This window comes from Poritiphilus flavus, from assembly GCF_009901585.1.
GTDB classification, from domain to species: domain Bacteria; phylum Bacteroidota; class Bacteroidia; order Flavobacteriales; family Flavobacteriaceae; genus Poritiphilus; species Poritiphilus flavus.
This window is the reverse complement of the sequence record NZ_WXYO01000009.1, coordinates 161,574-178,446: the sequence shown is the minus strand read 5'-3', so window position 1 is coordinate 178,446 and position 16,873 is coordinate 161,574. Positions and strand designations below refer to the sequence as shown.

Genomic DNA, 16,873 nt, shown 5'->3' with positions numbered 1-16,873 from the left:
GTAAATGGAGACAACGATACCGAAACAGATCAACACGCTAGACGATAAGGATTACACATTCTTACGGCAGGTGGGTATGCAGCATATTGAATCCATGGCCCATAAACTGTGGACGGACTACAATGCGCACGACCCGGGCATTACCTTCCTGGAGGTGCTTTGTTATGCCATCACAGACCTGGGCTATCGCATAGATTTCCCCATACCCGACCTGGTTGCCCGTCCGCAGTCTGAAAGCACTGAATTGGAGGACATTTTCCCTACGGCAAAAAGCATCTTCACCACCAAGCCCATTACGGAAAGTGATTATCGGAAACTTTTTATTGATATTCCAGGGGTAAAGAACGCCTTCATCAGGAAAAACCTGGAGGCCAAAGTACATATGCACTGCTCCCTGAAAGACGAGGTTACACCTCAGGACCCTAAGGGTAAGCTGAGTTATGAGAGTGATCTATTGCCAGATTACGAAAAGAAGGACACATTTATTCTGAAGGGCTTAAACGATGTCTTTTTTGAACTCGACAGTAATTTTAAGCAACTTGAAAAAGACGATCCTGTACGTATGGCAAAGGTTCAGGAAGTAAGCGATGCCATATTCAATAGCTATCACAGCAACAGGAATTTATGCGAAGACCTGGTTAAGGTTGAGGAAGTAGGTGAATACGAATTCCAGGTGTGCGGAGATATAGAAATCGATAAGACCGCAAATGCGCAGGAGGTCGTCGTTGAAATTCTCTTTAGGATACAGGAGCACGTATCTCCCTCGGTTAAACGCTATACCCTGGATGAGTTGTTGGCACAAGGCAAAACTACAGATGCCATATTCAACGGACCAGTGCTGGAGCACGGTTTTATCACAGATGAAGAATTGGAGAATGCCAACATTAAGACCGAAATACGGCTCTCAGACCTGGTACAGATCGTTATGGAGACCCCTGGGGTGGCAAGCGTTAGAGACCTGGCCATTATGTCTTGTCCCTGCAATAAAGATGATGGGGATAGTCCTGAAGAAGAATGCGAACCTGAAGAAAATCCATGGAAGATCTGTTTCCCACCCGGTTTTGATAAAGTGATCAAACTCTGCCTGAAAAACAGTGTTTTGAACATATTTAAAGATGTAATCCCCATCAACATAGACCCTGCGGAAGTAGCCCTGGCTTTCGAAGAAAAATTCGAGGCGCATAACGAAGCTTTGGCTCTGACTTATGACGATATTGACATTCCGGAGGGCAGATACCTGAACAATGGAACATATCACAGTGTACAGAACGACCTGCCCGGTATTTACGGCATTGGGCTTGAAGGACTCTCGCCCAGGGAATCCAAAGAAAGGCATGCACAAGCCCTGCAGTTAAAGGCCTATCTAACCTTCTTTGATCAGATCCTCGCAACCTATTTCAGCCATCTTCACAATATTGGGAAGCTACTTTCCGGAAATATGCAAGGCAGTAACACTTACTACCTGGACGAATTGCAGGATATCAAACATTTGGAAAAGGTGCTCAAAAATGATGTAGAGTACCAACAAGAGGCCTTTTTGGCCTTAAACAAGCTGGACAATTACATTGATCGGAAAGGAAAACTCCTGGATCATCTGCTGGCTCGATTCGCCGAGAATATGAATGAATATGTATTTCTGATGATCGATCTGTTCGGCCTGGAGACCCGTGAAGCAAGCCTCTGGCACAAGGCCAGATTGCTCTCCGAATACGGTGATCTTGGTTACCAACGCGCAGGAGCTATGAACTATCTGGATGTCCCCGATGGTATTTGGGACACCTCAAACGTTTCAGGATTACAGCACAGGATAGCCAGATTATTGGGGGTCAGGGACTTCTCCAGGCGCGACCTTACTTCCTACAATTTTGAAATATTCCCCGAAGCAGATGCCGATCCTACTGACGAATGGCGGTGGAGGGTCCGGTATCCGGACAATAGCATCGTATTTACAAGTAACCGAAAGTACGACACCCGGGAGGAAGCCGAATCCCAACTGTGGAAAGCCATTCCCCTGGCATGGGACACCGATAATTACCAGTTGCAGCCTACTGCGGATGGTACACAATGGTTTTTTAATCTGCTGGATAAAAGTAAAGAGATCGTTGCGAGGCATGTAAAATTCTATGCTGATAAATCTGAAGCGGAAAAAACGATTCAGGATTTTGCGGCTTATATGTTCGATAAGGTTACAGATGAAGGATTCTTCTTGTTTGAAAACATTTACCTCAGACCAGATGCTGCCGATCCGTCAGCGACCCAAAAATTTATGGACATCTGTGTGGATGAAAACTGCGAGCAGTGCAAACCTGAGGACCCTTATTCATTTAGATTGACCATTGTTTTCCCGGGCTGGACCCGTCGTTTTTCCAATCTGCATTTTAGGGAATTCGCTGAACAGTTAATCCGATCCGAAGTCCCGGCCCATATCCTGACCAGGATATGCTGGATCGGTTCATTACCGGAAACGGACAGTGAAGACCCGCCTCCAAGCCAAATGGAGCAACTGGAAGAACTATACCGAAAATGGCTGGAACATCGAATGCAATCCCCTTCAGACCAAATGAACAATCCATTCCTCAAGCCCCTGGTAAAATTGCTCCATACCCTGGACAGTATTTATCCGCATGGCACTTTACACGATTGTAACGAAGACGGCAAAGCTGAAACCTCTATCATATTAAACAGATCATCCCTTGGAGAATTAAAAAAGAAAGAAAATGGCAACGAATAGTATATTAGACAAGCAAACTCCTATTTATCATCGATTTGTAGACAATCAGGTACTTACTGATGATCAACTGAACGCGGTCCTGGATCATGTCAATTACCAGGATAAGATCAGCCGTACGTCGCTGGCCGGTGTGGGTATTGTATGCGGATTGCAGATCAGTGTAACCGGAAACAACATCAGATTGAGCGGAGGTATTGCCGTCACCACAGATGGTGACCTTCTCAAGAAGCAGGATACCGTCTACAAGGGATTTAAGCTTTTTAAAGATGAGAACGTAAAATACAACCATTTTCTAGATGGAGAAACGGTGATGGAACTCTACGAACTGGAGGAAGATACCGCGCCTTCGGACGTTTTTGCACTGAGCCAGTTTCAAACCAGAACAGGTATTACCAAAGACCAAATGGTTGCCTTACTTTACCTGGAAGACTTTTTAAAGGAGGAGGAAGACTGTTCCCCTGTAGATTGCAATGCCCAGGGCCGTGAAGTTGCCCAAAACCTCCGTGTCCTGGTAACTTCCCTCAGCAATGCGAAAAAAATTGCCGAAAAGGACAGTATCCTCAAGGGTTTTCTCGATGCTGCAGAAGGGGATGTTCTGGGGAAGATAGATGACTATCTGCCCAAAAAAGTGATCATCAATACCGGCGTGGCTGCCTCTTTGAGCAGCCTGAAGAATGCCTACTTTGTGCAATTCGACAAGCTATTTAACCGTATTCTCCAATTGGGCCAAATGAGCATTTTCAGGGACCTGGTCGCGCTTTCCGGCCATGATCTTGAAAAAGATATTGGCAAACTGAAGCCGCACGACCTGAACTTTCAATACCTGTACGACTTCTACAAAGATCTGGCAACCGCCTATAACGAACTATTGGAAGCGCTGAGCAAGGATTACGGTATTTGTTGCCCGGATCCTTTGGCCTTTCCCAAACATGTGATCCTCGGAGAAGTTCATTCGGAGACAAGCAGTATCAGGCATGCCTTCTACCCCTCCCCGACCCATCAGCAGGAACAAAGCCTCAAGTACTTTCAAAAGCTTTTTGAAAGAATGATGTATATGATCAAACACTTCCTGGTTTCGATCACCAAGGATACCCGGATAACACCTTCCAGAAATGGCCATTACACCTTAGGCGAAAGGGCAATACCTTTTTATTACAACATTACATCCGCATCGGCTAAGGAAGATCTTCCGCCTAACTGGAATCCTGAAATGCGGAAACGCCCCCTGAACTACTACAAGGTGGGATACCCGACCGCAGACTTCAATCCACTTAATTATTGCCTGGAAGACCACGATTTTTACAGGATAGAAGGTCATGTGGGTCTGGAAGTACAATCCGTAGTAAAAGAATTGCAAAACTTAAGGGCTCAAAATGGCCTGGCCTTTGATATTGTACCTATTGCGGTAGGAGCTCTTGCCGATGAAGACACCATAGATTACGACAAATACAATGTGTTTTTTGAAGATCTACAGGTAATCCTTCAGGCCTGGAATGAAGAGCAAAAATGTATGATCTCCGGGAGCAGTAAGTTCCTTACGAGATTTAGCGCAGTGGAAAAAGGTGCCCACCTGGATTACAAGATGTTTGCCACGGATGCCCTGGTAGCAGAGAACAACACAGATTCCGGCCAACCCCTGGCCGGAGGCGGTACTTTCTCCGGGCTGACAGCTTTTACCCCGGTCACCAGATTCGGAGAAGGAGTCCTTGGCCGGGCCGGAACTGAAAAAGCCGTTGCCGGGACCTTTGCAAGAAGGGCCGCGAAACCAAAGCGAAATGCGGTGATGGACAATATGGATAGTAGCGAGGGCAGCCTTGGAGAACTATATGTAAAAAATCTAAGCACCTCGGATGGCGGCAGTGATTTCCAGGTGAAAATTGACGCTGCTGTAAAGGATACCATAAAGGACTGGGAAAATGAGTTCCAGGTGGCAGTTGCCGAGATCCCGGGAGATCTCCTTGGTAAACTTAAGGTTAGTGAAGACAGCAAACTCATAGACATTAAAGATTTTACCGAGGAAAACCTTGCCAAGTATATCCAGGCTCTGCAAAAGCAATGCGATGCAGCTAAAGCCGCCAAAAAGAAGCTACAAAACCAGGTGAGCAAAAAGGACAGCGCCATTTCCGGAGCTACTTACCTGGAGAATTACTTCTTTGTGCTCAACAGAATAATCTCGTCCTGCTGCCTGGTTGAAAGGGTAAAAGTGCTATATGAAAAGATCCTTGAGAGAAAAGAGGAACTGCTGCGCAAAATGTTACTTAAGGAATATGTGAAACCACATCCTGGATTGGAGCACAAAGCCGGGGTTGAAAGAGGAGGGACCTTCATTGTATTGTATTACTCCTCCCTTAAGCCGAAACCCGCTACAAGTATCTCCGCCTCCGATGTCCTTACAGGAATAAGGCCTGTGGAAACCTCCAGGGATATAAGGAACATAACAGGTACACCAATCGGGAGATTTCAGCCAAGATCACTGGTTGCGGAATCGGACATAAGAAGATTAACCGCTATAGGAAATCAACCCTCGATCAGGGATCTGGCCCTGGAGAACCTGTTGCTTGAAGGCAGGTTTGGAACGATAGCCAATCTTTCCCATGGAACTGTGATAGGAGATCTATGCCTGCCTTATATCTGTTGCACAGATACCCCTGCAACCACATTTGTATTCCCCGATCAGGAAACCTTCATCTTTATCGCCAAGGATCACCTTTGCGTTCCGTTTGAAGGACAGGGAACTCCGGAGCAAATGGAAGTAACGCCAGTAGACGGCGTGGTTACCGCCCATGTTGATAATGAAGATCTGGCGGAAGTGATCGTTAAAAAGGAGGGTAACTTCTTCTTTGACCCGAACCAGGTTCCCGAAAATCTTTTCGGTAAGACCATAAAATTCAGAGTAAATGGCCAGAACGTTACTGAAGAACTGGTTGTGTTGAGAAAGCCAGATGCCAGTTTCGCCATAAGTGAAAAAGTGGACTTCAGGAATGACAACACCAGCGCGGTCATTACGATCAAGAATACGAGTAAGGATATTGACGGACAAGAATTTAGCTGGGACTTCGGTCAGGGAGGAATTGTTAAGCAGGATGCACTGGAATTTACCCACAAATACGCCGTAACTCCCGGAGGTACCTTCAGTTTCGACATTAAATTGACTGCGGAAAACGGCAGATGTACGGATACAGCTACCCAGACCAAAGTGATCAATGTCCCAAAAACAGGAAACGAACCCGTAAACTGTCAGAAAGAAACAGCTGACAAGATCAATACTGCAAAACTCGCGATAGAAACAGATCTTGAGAAGCATCCCTCAGCCCTGAAAAACGGTGCGGTATTCTACCAGGAGAATTTTACTCCGCTATACAAGATCCTGCTTACGGATATAGAAAGTTCATTAAAAGGGGAGTTGGATAGCCAGCTGTACAAGGGCATCCAAACGCTGCAAAGGTCTATTACAGAACGATTGACCGTAAACTTACCATTGAAAGAGCAGGAGTTTACGCTACGTCTGTACTATGAAAACATGTTGCTTTACTTCTATCTGCAGCTATGCAGAGAAGGAAAGATTACAAGTCGAAATGGCATCCCTCAGGACTGGGTAAGTTTCACCAAAAACGCCGTAGACACCTTTATAGAGCCGTTAAAAATGCTGTTTGAGCTAAACCCCATCCCTACACGCTTACTGGAGATCAGATCCGAAACTGACGAGCGACTTAGCGGTGGTGTCAGGAACAACCTGGACGAAGTATTGGAAACATTTAAAGGTACTTTTGGATAGATCGAAGAGACATATCATTAACCGCATCAACCTGACCTTTGATTGCAGTTCCGAGCAGCTACCCGCATTGCAAGCCCTCGGTCTGGCTGATGAATTGCAGCATTGTCTCGAAGATATTGCGCCCTTTCTTGATGAAAGATTTGGGCAGGGTGTTACAAGGATCCCCGAACTGTCCCTAAACCTGGATCTGAATGCGGACAGTCTTTACAAGCTGAGAAAATCCCTTTCTGAGCAACTGGTCACAGTCTTACTGGAATTAGGTACTCAAAGGGATAATGCCAATTCTGAATGGGTAATATCAGATAAAAGCGTATCCCCGGAGATGGCCTTCTTTTACTTCCTGAAGCACGGAGAAACGCCCTGGTTCTCCTTGAAACCGGAGCCGGAAAGGGTCGACTTCTCAAAGGACAGGATCAAATCCGATTTCATTGAACTATTGACCAATGAGGCTGTAGCCAGGGAGCGATTAGCGGATCAGGTACCACTAAAACTATTGTATGACATATTGTTGAAAACCCTGGGAGAAAAACCCGTATTGCCATTGTTTAGCTTCCTGGAAACCATAAAACGGGAATCCCGGAATTACAGCAAACGATTCGCAGCCGGCCATCGGTTAAGGCAACATTTTCTCAAATCCTTTTTGAATTATGCCTTTTCCTTAGAGGTGGGGAATGATTGGAAGGACCTGGCAGCATCAGTCTGGCCTTCTTTTAGCAAACAAATTAAGGAAGAGTGTAATGGAAATCATCTGCTTTTTCTTGAATTCCTGCAAACTCAGCTTCCGGAATCATTAAGTCGAAAGAACAATAAACACGGTGTGGATCTATCCGGTTCAGAAAATACTGAAAGTAATACCCCCAAAGAACGTGTATTTGCAAATCAGGGAATTAAGGCAGAGAGGGATGATTGGCAAGCCGAATCTAAAGACCGCAGGCAACTGGTTTACAATGCAGGGCTTGTATTACTGCATCCTTTTATAAAACGTTTATTCCTAAAGGTAGGATTGCTGGAAAACGATCAGTTTATCAGCACTGCACATCAGCAAAGAGCATTATGCCTGATGCATACGCTTGCGACAGGAAGTACGATATTCCCTGAAGAGGAACTGCTATTGGCCAAAGTGCTCTGTCATTATCCTGTTCAAAAACCACTCCCCAGGGAACTGCCCATAAGCGAATTTGAGCTGGAAGAAATAAATCAACTATTGGAATCTGCGGTGGCCCACTGGGGAGCATTGAAAAAAACAAGTATAGATGGTTTGAGGATCAATTTCCTGCAGAGAAAGGGTACCCTGGAACAGGATGGTCCGGGCATTACGCTCTATGTGGAAAAACATACGGCGGACATTCTTTTAGATCAGCTTCCCTGGGGGATATCCATAATTCACTTTCCCTGGTTACCTAATGTATTAACAGTAAAATGGCGTTGAGATGTTTTCAAAAAGAAGATTCAGGAGAAGAAACAAACCACGTGCCCAAAATTTTGTGGAAGGGAGCGAATCCCAGAAGGAAACCCCTTTTATCCCTCCGGTTCAGACTAAACTGAACATTGGAAAGCCAGGCGATGCCTATGAAGTAGAGGCAGACCGAACGGCTGACGAAGTGGTTAACAGAACCTCTTCCGAAGGTCAAATTCAAAGGATGGGGACAGAGGAAGAAGAAGTCCAGGCTAAGCCCCTGGCCGACGGACTGACCCCTTTTGTACAAAAACAGGAGGCCGAGGAAGAAGAACAGGTTCAGATGCAGGCCGAAAAAGAAGAAGAGGAACAGGTACAGGCACAGGAAGAGGAAGAAGAGGAGCAGGTTCAGGCACAGGAAGAGGAGGAAGAGGTCCAGGCTAAAAGCCTTGGAAGGGGTGCAATTAGGCCTGATTTTGAGGCACAATTGGCACAGCAAAAAGGTCAGGGTCAAAAACTGGATCCCAAGGATAGACTACAACTTGAAAGTGCCTTTGGGGCGAATTTCGCTAATGTTCGCATCCATACAGACGGCACCGCGCATGACCTCAACAATCAAATCAACTCCAAAGCATTTACCCATGGATCCGACATCTATTTTAAGCAGGGTAATTTTGATCCAAATTCCAAAGCAGGCAGGCACTTACTGGCCCATGAGCTAACCCATACCATTCAACAAGGTGCGGTTAACCCAGGCCTTAAGGGAGGTAAATCCATGACTCCAGCCAGTGTTCAAAGGGTGCCCATTGATTACAGGGCCCTCACCTGGGATGACTTTAACGGCCCTGTGGACGAAACTTCCAAATATTCTGCGGGAACTGCTACTACCGTTAAACTGGACATAGGCAGCGGATATATGAGTGCCAATGCGGAGTGGGACGGAACTACCGTCAAAGTAACTATCTCCTTCGATCCAACCAAAGTATTCCTAAAAGGCATCATGGAAACGGATGAGTCCTGGAAGAAAAAGTGGGTAACCGATGATGAGGCTGCTAAGCAAAAGTTCGGAGATAACGTCAATTTTAACACCAAAAGAGACATTCTGCTCTCTCACGAGCAAATTCATTTTAAGATCACTGAAACCATAGCGCGAAGTTATCAGGATGAAGCGAGGGCGGCCATTCCTGCTTCTCCTTATGTAGAAACAGGAACCGCTGAATCGCAGGAGGCGATGAACGCTTTTGTGGATTCGGTTTTGAACAAAAAAGCCGATGAAATCAACGCTGCGATAGATGCCATTTATGCGAAAGCAAGTGCAGAAGAAGATGCTGTACAGATCATTTACGACAAGGGAACTGTGCACAGCAAAAAGCTTAAAAAGCAGGAGAAATGGAAAACTGATTTCGATCAGATGCTTAAGGCGGCCAGGGACCAGGCCAAAGCAGAGGCAGCTGCTCAGCAACAGGCTACGGAATGACCGGCCATTTGAAATAATGATTCATCCGATCCATGCGCACCAAAACCACTGCCATAACGCCCGCCAAGAAAGTAAGTCGTCACCCCGTCTTTACTCCCAGGGAACGCAGTGCCCCTTTTATACCTTCCGTACAGGCAAAACTTGAGGTAGGATCCCCGGACAGCATTTATGAAGCCGAAGCTGATCAAATGGCGGATCAGGTCGTTGGTGTTTCGGCCTTTCACACCACTGATACTTTCGTCGCACCCGGCATCCAGACTGCCCCCAGGACCGCGGGTCCCGGAACAGATAAAGACCCGGATACCCTGATTGCCGATATTATGCCACCCAGACCAGGAGAAGATAGTGAAGTAAGTTCCGATAAAGAACCCGAAAAGGACCCGCCGGAGGAAAGTCCTGAAACTCAGGAACCCCCGGTTCCTGATGGAAAAGCAGAAAAGCCGGACAAGGCTGAAGCTGGCGAAAAAGAAGAAAAAGCTGCTGCCGAAGGTGAGGAAAAAGAAGAGGAGCTAAAGCAGGAAGACGATTCGCCTGAGGTAAGCCCTGAGGAAGCCGCTGCCTTCCAGGGAGAGGCCAATATGGAACCTGTTGCTCCCATCGAGATAAGTCCCGAACTCAGCAATCAATTTGTTCAAACCAAGGCTCAGGAAAGCCTTCAATCCGTTGAAGAAGAGGAGGAGCAAGAACGGGAAACTGAACAGGAAAAAGTCCAGGCTAAATTCTCCGCTACAGATGATGAGGAGAACCAGGAAGGTACACTTCAAAGAAACGGATCCGGGAACACGGAGGCATCCGCTGCAGTCGGCAGAGGGATCTCCAGCAGTAAATCTTCAGGAGAACCCATGCCTGCGACCACCCGGGTATTTATGGAATCTCAGTTCCAGGCAGATTTTTCAGAAGTAAAGATCCATAATGACAGCAGCGCCGCTGCCATGAACAACGATCTCCATTCGAGGGCTTTCACCCATGAAAACCACATTTACTTTAATGAAGGACAGTACAATCCAAACAGCAGGGAAGGTCAGCGCCTTCTGGCCCATGAGCTAACACATACGGTACAACAAGGAGCAGCGGTTCGCAGGAAACCGCAAATATCCAATACACAGCCCAAAGTTCAACGGCTAGGGATCAGTGATGCCCTGGATTACTTCGCGGATAAGGCTAACAACATCCCGGGATACCGCATGTTCACCATCATACTGGGTGTAAACCCCATCAATATGAGTTCCGTGGACCGGAGTGCCGGTAATGTTATCCGAGCTATGGTAGAATTCCTGCCTGGAGGAAAGCTTATCACGGATGCCCTGGACAACCATGGGATCTTTTCCAGGGTAAGCAGTTGGTTCAAAGAACAAATGGACAGTTTGAGTATCACTGGCGCTTCCATTAAAGATGCTATAGACCAATTCCTGGACTCGCTTAGCTGGTCTGATATATTTGATCTGGGCGGTGTTTGGAGAAGGGCCAAGCGAATCTTTACCACTCCAATAAAACGCCTTATTTCCTTTGCCAAATCGTTGGTAAAACAGATGATGGATTGGGTAAAAGAAGCTATACTCCGGCCCCTTGCCCTACTCGCAGAAGGTACCCCGGCCTATGATCTCTTAAGGGTTGTTCTGGGCAGTGATCCGATAACTGGAGATCCCTATCCACCTAGTGCTGAGAACCTGATCGGAGGTTTTATGAAGCTGATCGGGCAGGAAGAAGTCTGGGAAAACATTAAAAAAGGTAATGCTATTGAAAGAGCTTTTTCCTGGTTCAAGGGGGCGCTATCCGGACTTATGACTTTTGTTTCCAGCATTCCATCCACCATTATCCAAACGCTAAAATCCCTGACCTGGAAAGATATTGTATTAGTAGCCGGAGCCTTTGAAAAGATCGGGAAGGCTTTCTTAAATATCGCAGGCGAATTTATGTCCTGGGCGGGCGGCACTGTGCTGCAGCTGCTGGAGATCATTTTTTCTGTGGTAGCGCCAGCCGTGGTACCCTGGCTTAAGAAAGCAGGAGGTGCCTTTAACAGCATACTTGAAAATCCAATTGGCTTTGTAGGTAATTTGGTAGAGGCAGCCAAACAGGGTTTCATGCAATTTGCAGCAAACATTGGCACGCATCTCAAAAAGGCCCTGATCAACTGGTTGATGGGTTCCCTGGCCGGCGCCGGGATCTATATCCCTCAATCTCTTAGCATCAAGGAGATCATAAAATTTGTGCTATCGGTCCTTGGTATTTCCTGGGCGAATCTGCGCTTAAAACTGGTTAAACATCTTGGGGAACCTGCAGTCAAGGCCTTGGAAACCGGTTTTGAGCTGGTGACCATCCTGGTGACCAAAGGGCCATTGGCCATGTGGGAACGTATAAAAGAGCAGTTGAGTGATCTGAAATCCATGATCATCGGTGAGATCACATCCTGGGTAGTGACCAAAGTGGTTACCAAGGCGATCACCAAGCTGGTGAGTAGCCTAAACCCGGCAGGCGCGGTTATACAGGCCATTCTTTTTATTTACGATACCGTAACCTTCCTGATCGATAAGATCGCTCAGATCGCCCGGGTAGGTATGGCGGTGCTGGACTCTATGGCCGCTATTGCAAACGGAGCAATTGGCGGTGCGGTTAAAAAGGTGGAGCAAACCCTGGCCGGCATGCTTACCCTGGCCATCAGCTTCCTGGCAAATTTCCTGGGCCTTGGAAAGATCTCCAAGAAGATTGTAAGCATAGTTAAAAAGATTCAGAAGAAGGTAGATCAGGCGATTGACAAGGTAATTGGTTGGATCGTTGGCAAAGCCAAGGCATTCCTGAAGAAATTGATTACGGCCGGCACTCCTAAAGATCCGAAAGCACGCCTGGCCAAGGCCATGAAAACAGCAGTAGGCGCAGTAAATCGTCTTAAGGGTAAGGGAATTCAAGAGAAGCTCATCACACCTATACTAGCCGGGATTAAGGCCCGGTATCAGCTTAAATCCCTGGTAGCCAAGGTAAAAGGTAAAAAATGGGTGATCATTGGAGAGGTAAATCCAAAGGATGAGCAACCCACAAACAAGGAACTGAGTTCTTCCGAGGAAAGGCTATTGGCCGTTGCAGAAATAATCCTGGAGGCAACTTCTACCAGTAAGGTCCTGATCCCTGAACAACCCAAAGAGAAAAAGGTCAAACTGGTGGCATCCGACGTACCCCTAAACAAAGCAGTACTGGCAAGCCTAATAAGGAGATCTTCTTTGAGCTCTCAACAAAAGATAGATAAAATTAAAGAAACCAATAAGGCTATAGACGATGCCGGAGCTTCTGAATCCGAAGCTCAGATCTACTATTACTTAAGAAAGGCACAGAGGATCGTAAACGATATATACGCTGCTGAAGTAGCGAGTGTACCACCCAATCTGGAAGCACACCATATCGATAGGGTTGGAGAAAACCCAAATACGTTTGAAAAGACCAAAAAGAACCGTATTAGGATAAAATTGAAAAAGAAAATAAAAAGCCTGCCTCAGGCTGAACAAGATCGGATGGCTGCACAATCAGAAGCCGACCAAAAGGCTATTTTATCCCTATGGGTAGAGCAAGTTTACGAACAGGAAGTTGAAGATAAAGGAGATGAGCTTCTGGACGAAATCAGCCTGGTAATCGCCACACGAGAAATACACAGGGGTAAAGGCGATAAAAGCATTCATGGAGCCGAAAGGGCGGCCAAAAAGAAAGAAGAAGCACTTTATACGCCAGAACATACATTAGATGACTTTAATTCCGGAGAATATGATTAAGCCAAAAACTACAACGGCCTTAATAAATAAACTAAAAGAGGCCATAAAAAACAGATTAACGCATGATTGCTCTTTAAACAATCAAAAGCCTTCCGATTTAAATAGAGATATGCATTGTGATTTACTTCTGGCTCTCGCCATTGTTCCGCATATCCAACCGGATTTCTTTACCTCAATCCTTCAGGAATTCATGCCTCAGGGCGGCGAATTCCCGGAATTTGGAGGGGTAAAGGGAAAAAACCACCGAGGTGTTATTCCTACAGGGGAAACTGCCCAGTTTATACTGGCAGGGTCAGATCCTGAGGCAAGGATTGCGGTCGCGGCCATGCTGGCAGAATCAGCGCCTTTGGTTAAAGAGGGCATTCTTTACCTGGAAGCAGTTCCTGAAGGTGAACCTCAGATGAGCGGGAGGCTACTCATGACCCAGGATTATGTGGATTACTTCCTGACAGGCGAACGCAGCAAACCCAGGTTCAGTCCTGAATTCCCGGCCCGGGAAATATTTACCGAACTGGAATGGACAGACCTGGTGCTGACGGAGGAAGTCAGAGAGCAAATTGAAGAATTGCGGATCTGGATCGCTCATAATGATATTCTCATGCAGCAATGGCAAATGGCCAAAAAGATCAAACCGGGATATCGCGCCCTGTTTCACGGTCCCTCGGGTACCGGCAAGACCCTGACCGCTACCCTATTGGGCAAATACACCAAAAAGCCGGTTTACCGGGTAGATCTATCCACCGTGGTTTCCAAATACATTGGCGAAACGGAAAAAAACCTTGAGCGACTGTTCCAAAAGGCCAGAAACCGTGACTGGATACTATTTTTTGACGAGGCGGATGCTATTTTCGGGAAACGTACAGGGGTAAAGGACGCGCATGACCGTTACGCGAACCAGGAAGTCAGTTATCTGTTACAGCGCGTTGAAGATTTTGAGGGGCTGGTAATCCTTTCTTCCAATTTTAAATCCAATATTGACGAGGCCTTCCTTAGGCGTTTCAATGCCATCATTAAATTCCCCTTTCCGAATAAATACGAACGGCAGCTGATTGCTCATAAGGCATTCCCGGAGAACATCCGATTTGAGAAACGCAGTGATATTCCGGCCCTGATAAGTGATTACGAACTGAGCGGCGGAAACATTATCAACGTAGTGCAGTACGCCTGTCTAAAATCCATCTCAAAACGCAGTGATGAGATCTTTAAGGAGGATGTACTTAAGGGGATCCGTCGGGAAGTGGAAAAAGAAGGGAAGGTATTCTCTGTTTACGCTTAAAAGTCGTATTTCTTCTCTACGGCATATCGTAATAACTCTCCCGGGCCGCTAAGTCCGAGTTTGCGGATCATATTTTTGCGATGGGTATCCACAGTGCTTTTCCCGATATAGAGTTCGTCGGCTATTTCGCTTGAGGTCTTCCCCCTACCGATCAAACCAAGGATCTGTTTTTCCCTTGAAGAAAGTATGCTTTTCGAATGGTTCTTGTCCGCTACCGGTAAATGTATTTTTTTGTCGAAATAGGTATTCCCGCCTGCCACGCTTCTGATGGCTTCCAACACGATCTTGAGGGAAGAGCTTTTAAGGATATAGCCAACAGCTCCCGCATCGAGCATTTGTTTGATCGCCTCTTCCTGGTCAAACATCGTAAAAGCGACGACCCTGGTAAGCGGTCTCATAGCAAGGATTTTCTTGGTCACTTCTATGCCGTCTATCTTCGGCATCCTGATGTCGCAGAGTATCACCTGCGGTTCTTTTTGCTTTACCAGTTTAAGCAATTCTTCACCATCATTGGCGTAACCCACCAAAGCGATGTCATCCTCAAACTCTATATAGGAGGCAATCCCATCGATTAAGGCCTGATGATCTTCAGCTATGGCAAGATGTATCATACCGGAATGTCAATTAAAATTGAGGTGCCTTTGCCAGGCACACTGTCTACTGTAAAACTACCTTCCAGGAATTCCACCCTTTTTTCAATACTCGAAAGCCCCATTCCGCTTTTAAAGGCCCCAAAGCTGCTTCCTTTGAATCCAACGCCATTGTCTTCCACAATGATGTTGAGATTGTCCTCGTGCTGGGTGAACTGAATGGAGGCCCTTGTGGCTTTCGCGTGTTTGATGATATTGGCCACCAATTCCTGGATCATCCTGAAGATAGCCAGTTCCAATGAATTTTCCATACGTTCTTCCATACCGTAATCCTCCACAGTTACTTCCAGGGCATTGGTGCCGCTGATGGTATGGGCCATTTTTTGCACCGCCGGAAGCAGGCCCTGATTGGCCATTACCCCTGAATTTTTAGAATGTGCTATGCCTCTTATTTTCTCATAAGCCTCCTCCAGGAGTTTCTGCGCTTTCCGCAATGCCGGGTCCTCCCTGTCACCCTGGATATTGTCAAAATGGAGCCTGACCGTAGCCATGAGGCTTCCAAGATCGTCATGTAGTTCATTAGCCACACGTTGTCTTTCTTTCTCCTGGCCAGTGATCATGGCATCTATATTTATCAATTCCTGTTCTTTCAGCAGATTTTCCACTTTTTGTTGTTCCAGCAATTTTTCCTGCTCTGCCAATTTCTGCTTTTTTGCCTTGTTCTGGTATAACAACATCGCGATAAGGCCGCCAAAGAGTACTACAGCCGCGGTTCCGAGCAACAGATACTGTTTTTCTCGCTGTTCCTTTCTGATATTGGCCTGTAAAACCTGATTTTCCTGCTCTTTTTTAACGTTTTGGTATTTAGCTTCCAGTTCGTCAAAAAGTTTCTTGTTTCTGGCATCCAGTACAATTTCGCTTTCATAGTTGTGTATCCTTAGATTGTTGAAAGCATTATTAAAATCCCGATTAACAGAATCAATAAGGGCCTGATAATAGTAAACGAAGCGATAGTTCTCCTTTTCAAGATTGTTGCGGTGATCAGTATCGATTTGATCCAGCGCGTACTGGGCATTCTTAAAATCCTTATCCAGTACATAGTTACGGGCCAGACTGATATAAGTGTTCTTAATTTGGGTGGATGCAAATTTGTACGGGATCTTCTTGAATTCCTCCAGGGCCAGCTTGCTCAACGAACTTGCTCCCCCAAAATCTCCCTGGGCCTCAGCATAACTATCCAACAAATAGAATATTTTACCATTGATCATATGGTGAGGACTGCTCTTTGCAAAATCCAGAAGTTTTTGGGCGGTGTTCTTATCCCATCTTTCTACTTCAATGTATTGGAAATCGAAAATCAGTTTGTAATAGGTATAGGTGATGTCTTCCAGTTCGTCATACTTGTGTTGCTCATACAATTGCAAATAAGGAGAAGCCGTATTGTTACGGAGGAGATAAGACTGGCGGTTAAGACTTAGAAGGCCTTTAAGCGCTTCGCATATCAGTTTCTTATCTTTTTTTTCAAGGGCAATATCCAAGGCGCTTACATAGGCATCCTTAGCTTCCGTATTTGAATCATCGTGTTTATAAAACAGATAATCTCCATAGTTGAGATAATACAGAAAGCGGGCCAGGGAAGTCGGCAATTTGGATGCTTCGAAATTCAGTATTTCATCATGGCGTCCTGAACTGATATCGTACTCTTTCAAAAAATCTAAGCGCCACAGAATCAACTGCTTTTCATCCTGATGGTATTGGTCAAGGTTGATGGAAACGGTATCCAGCTCGTAAAACCGGAATCGGTCTATAAGAGCTGACGGATTTTGGGCGCCTGAAACAAAGGCGCCCAAAATTAGAAACATAAAGGATATTC

At 46.1% G+C, this 16,873-nt stretch carries 8 protein-coding genes; 6 read left to right on the top strand and 2 right to left on the bottom strand.

Features of this window, described 5'->3' with window-relative positions:
- The first annotated feature begins 4 nt into the window (after positions 1-4).
- From GTQ38_RS19940 to GTQ38_RS19915, 6 genes are all read left to right on the top strand, one after another.
- Positions 5-2,731 (top strand): hypothetical protein, encoded by a 2,727-nt coding sequence (locus GTQ38_RS19940; protein WP_161437341.1) that lies wholly within the window; start codon positions 5-7, stop codon positions 2,729-2,731.
- Positions 2,718-6,506, top strand: a complete 3,789-nt coding sequence (locus GTQ38_RS19935) for a hypothetical protein (protein WP_161437340.1) — start codon at positions 2,718-2,720, stop codon at positions 6,504-6,506. Before GTQ38_RS19940 ends, GTQ38_RS19935 begins: the two co-directional genes overlap by 14 nt.
- Positions 6,499-7,935 (top strand): contractile injection system tape measure protein, encoded by a 1,437-nt coding sequence (locus GTQ38_RS19930; RefSeq protein ID WP_161437339.1) that lies wholly within the window; start codon positions 6,499-6,501, stop codon positions 7,933-7,935. The genes GTQ38_RS19935 and GTQ38_RS19930 overlap by 8 nt, the downstream gene beginning before the upstream one ends.
- 1 nt (position 7,936) lies before the next feature.
- Positions 7,937-9,379, top strand: coding sequence for an eCIS core domain-containing protein (locus GTQ38_RS19925; RefSeq protein WP_161437338.1), 1,443 nt, complete (start codon positions 7,937-7,939; stop codon positions 9,377-9,379).
- Positions 9,380-9,411: 32 nt separating this feature from the next.
- Positions 9,412-13,134 carry an eCIS core domain-containing protein gene (locus GTQ38_RS19920; RefSeq protein WP_161437337.1) on the top strand — a complete coding sequence of 1,241 codons (3,723 nt, stop codon included), beginning with the start codon at positions 9,412-9,414 and terminating at the stop codon, positions 13,132-13,134.
- Between the two features lie 109 nt (positions 13,135-13,243).
- A complete protein-coding gene (locus GTQ38_RS19915; RefSeq protein ID WP_161437336.1) occupies positions 13,244-14,410 on the top strand; it encodes an ATP-binding protein in 1,167 nt (388 codons plus the stop codon).
- On the opposite strand, the gene GTQ38_RS19910 is transcribed toward GTQ38_RS19915, so the two are convergent.
- Positions 14,407-15,021 (bottom strand): response regulator, encoded by a 615-nt coding sequence (locus tag GTQ38_RS19910; RefSeq protein WP_161437335.1) that lies wholly within the window; start codon positions 15,019-15,021, stop codon positions 14,407-14,409. The genes GTQ38_RS19915 and GTQ38_RS19910 overlap by 4 nt on opposite strands.
- Positions 15,018-16,862 (bottom strand): sensor histidine kinase, encoded by a 1,845-nt coding sequence (locus tag GTQ38_RS19905; RefSeq protein WP_161437334.1) that lies wholly within the window; start codon positions 16,860-16,862, stop codon positions 15,018-15,020. Before GTQ38_RS19905 ends, GTQ38_RS19910 begins: the two co-directional genes overlap by 4 nt.
- Positions 16,863-16,873: the final 11 nt, after the last annotated feature.